Source organism: Stenotrophomonas sp. 2YAF22 (assembly GCF_052114665.1).
GTDB classification, from domain to species: Bacteria; Pseudomonadota; Gammaproteobacteria; order Xanthomonadales; family Xanthomonadaceae; genus Stenotrophomonas; species Stenotrophomonas indicatrix.
Genome location: NZ_JBFRFE010000578.1, coordinates 1 through 2823, shown reverse-complemented (window position 1 = coordinate 2823; position 2823 = coordinate 1). Strand labels below are relative to the sequence as shown.

The 2823-nt window shown below is 68.2% G+C and carries 3 protein-coding genes and 1 pseudogene; 3 read left to right on the top strand and 1 reads right to left on the bottom strand.

Annotated features, from left to right (window positions below; all coding sequences use genetic code 11):
* A partial coding sequence (locus AB4Y84_RS18435; RefSeq protein WP_442250617.1) for a DUF1631 family protein occupies nucleotides 1-812 on the bottom strand: 812 nt, incomplete at its 3' end.
* Nucleotides 813-1144: 332 nt separating this feature from the next.
* On the opposite strand from AB4Y84_RS18435, the gene AB4Y84_RS18430 reads away from it, so the two are divergent.
* The 3 genes and pseudogenes from AB4Y84_RS18430 to AB4Y84_RS18420 form a co-directional block, all read left to right on the top strand.
* Entirely contained in the window at nucleotides 1145-1723 is a 579-nt protein-coding gene (locus AB4Y84_RS18430) for a nitroreductase family protein (protein WP_223494286.1), read from the top strand.
* Nucleotides 1720-2664: a 5'-3' exonuclease gene (locus AB4Y84_RS18425; RefSeq protein ID WP_336024903.1), complete on the top strand. Its 945-nt coding sequence runs from the start codon at nucleotides 1720-1722 to the stop codon at nucleotides 2662-2664. Before AB4Y84_RS18430 ends, AB4Y84_RS18425 begins: the two co-directional genes overlap by 4 nt.
* Nucleotides 2568-2823: pseudogene (locus AB4Y84_RS18420) on the top strand (DNA mismatch repair protein MutT); the annotation flags it as partial. The gene AB4Y84_RS18425 and the pseudogene AB4Y84_RS18420, both read left to right, overlap by 97 nt.

Here is a 2823-nt window from a genome sequence, read left to right as displayed (position 1 = left end):
GACCAGCGCGCGGCGAAACGCTGTGCCCAAGCCGGGGCGGCCTGTTCGTCGTCCTTGAATTCGCTGTCAACGCCCGGTGCCGCGCGCTGCTCGACCAGATCATCCAGGCCATGCGGAACGTGCTGCGCCGGGGCCGACGCCAGTGGTCGGCGCGGGGCACCCATCTGCGACATCACCCCGGCTGCGGCCAGGTGCTCGTCCAGCTTCTCGTAGATGCGGCCCACCGGCGCGCGCATATCGCGCTCGCACAGCTTGATCAGCACCAGGTGGACTTCCGGTGCCAGCTCGCAGCCGGCAAAGGCTTCGTGGATGGCCACGCCCAGGTGTTCGGGGCTGATCGGGTTGCGGTCGGCATCCAGTTCGATACCGCCGCCCAGCCAGCCCAGGCGGCGGTCGAGCCGCGCCAGCACCGGCTTGAAGTCGCGCAGCAGCACGGTGGCGAAGTTGCGCACCGCCAACCGCGATTCCAGTACATGTTCCGGCACCAGGCTGAGGCCGTCCTGGGCCTGCCCGGACAGGGTCAGCTCGGCGGAGACGGGCTCGCCCGCAGCCAGACCGGCCCAGGCATGGCCAAGATGGGCGGCAAAAGCACCGGCAATCTCCTCACGGCGGCGGCGCAGCTCGCGCATCGCGTCCAGGAACAGCAACTGCGACGAGCCGGCATTGCCGGCACGGTCGAACAGGGCATCATCGAAGCGGGCCAGTGCCGCGCCAAAGGCCTGGCACAACGCCGGCAGGACGATGTCCCGGGCAAGCTGGAGCTGGGCCGGGTCACGGCCCGGCGATCCCATCGGAGTGGGCGCGCTCATCATTCGGGAAGGCTCCCCACCTTCTCTGGTGCGACAGACATCATGGACATCGCGACGGCCGGTACACCCCATGCACCGGTCCCTCGATGGTAGGCCGCCCAGCCCATCGCGGACAGTGAAACAGTCCTCACTTCAAACCTCATGAACGGCGGCCCGGCAATATTACGTATCGTAAGCCGTGCAGGGCCTGCGAGGCGAGGGGAAGCGGGGCTCCGTGATCCGCCAGTGGCATGATGTTCATCACAGTTTGCTATTCAGGGGTCTGACGCGACACAAACGGCGTCATCTACCTCCCCGACTATAATCAGCGACCCGTGATGACCGGTTCAGACTCCATGCCCGACCCTGCTGCCCTGATTGCCCTGGATGCCCGCCGCTCGGTGCCCTCGCGGCAACTGGGCGAGCCCGGACCGGATCCGGCCACCCTGCAGCGGATGCTGACCTCGGCGGTCCGCGTGCCCGACCACGGCAAGCGCGTACCGTTCCGCTTCCTGAAGATCGCCGGCGATGCGCGTCACACTCTGGGCGACTTCCTGGCCGCGCGCAGCCGTGAGCGCGATCCGCATGCCGGCGACGCCGTGTTCGAGAAGGACCGCCAGCGCTTCAGCCATGCACCGCTGGTGATCGTGGTGGTGGCCAGCCCCCGGCCGGACCCGAAAGTTCCCGCACAGGAACAGCTGATGACCGCCGGCTGCGTGTGCTTTGCCCTGTTGCAGGCCGCCCAGGCGCTGGGCTTCGGCGCGCAGTGGCTGACCGCATGGATGGCCTTCGATCCCGCCGTGCACGCCCATCTGGGGCTGGCCGAGGGCGAAGGCATTGCCGGTTTCATCCACATCGGCACGCCCAAGGCCGAAGTGCCCGAACGCGAGCGCCCCGATGCCGCGGCCCTGCTGCAGGACTGGACCGGCCAGTGAGCGCCGTGATTCCCGTGGCGATACCGCCGCCGCTGTACCTGGTCGACGCCAGCATCTACGTGTTCCGCGCCTGGCATTCGCTGCCGGACGAATTCCAGGACAGCCAGGGCTGGCCGACCAACGCCGTGCATGGATTCGCCCGTTTCCTGCTGGACCTGCTGGAGCGCGAACGCCCCCGGCACATCGCCATCGCCTTCGACGAGGCATTGGACAGTGGCTTCCGTCACCGCCTGTACCCGGCCTACAAGGCCAACCGGGACCCGGCGCCGGAAGCGCTCAAGCGCCAGTTCGTGCACTGCAAGGCGCTGTGCGCAGCGCTCGGCCTGGTGGTACTGGCGCATCATGATTACGAAGCCGACGACCTGATCGGCAGCGCCCTGCATGGCCACCGCAGCAGCCATCGCGGCGTGATCATTTCCGCCGACAAGGACCTGTCGCAGCTGCTGCTCGAACATGACGAGCAATGGGATTACGCACGCAACCAGCGCTGGGACGTGGCCGGCGTCAAGGCCCGGCACGGCGTGCACGCACACCAGATTGCCGATTACCTGGCGCTGTGCGGCGATGCGGTCGACAACATTCCGGGCATCAGCGGTGTCGGCGCCAAGTCGGCGGCCGTGCTGCTGGCCCATTTCGGCAGCATGGACGTGCTGTACGAACGCCTGGACGAAGTGCCGTTCCTGCGCCTGCGCGGCGCGGCCCAGATGGCCGTGCGCCTGCGCGAGCAGCGCGAGCACGCCCAGCTCTGGCGCCAGCTGACCACCATCGCCCTGGACGCACCCTTGGAAGGTTGCCAGCCCGGCATGCCGCGCCAGGCGGCCGATCCAGAGCTGCTCGGCGGCCTGTGCCAGACCCTGCGCTTCGGCCCCATGACCCGCCGCCGGCTGTTCAGTGCCGCCGGCATTTCCGACCCCGTCCCTACTTCCAGCGAGCCCGCATGAGCCAGCGCAACACCGAAGCACCGCGTGTCGTCTACGAAGGCAAGTACCAGCGCATGGTCGTGCGCGGCAGCTGGGAATACAGCGAACGCACCCACGCCGGCGGCCTGGCCGCGATCATCATTGCCGTCACCCCCGAGGACAACGTGCTGTTCGTCGAAC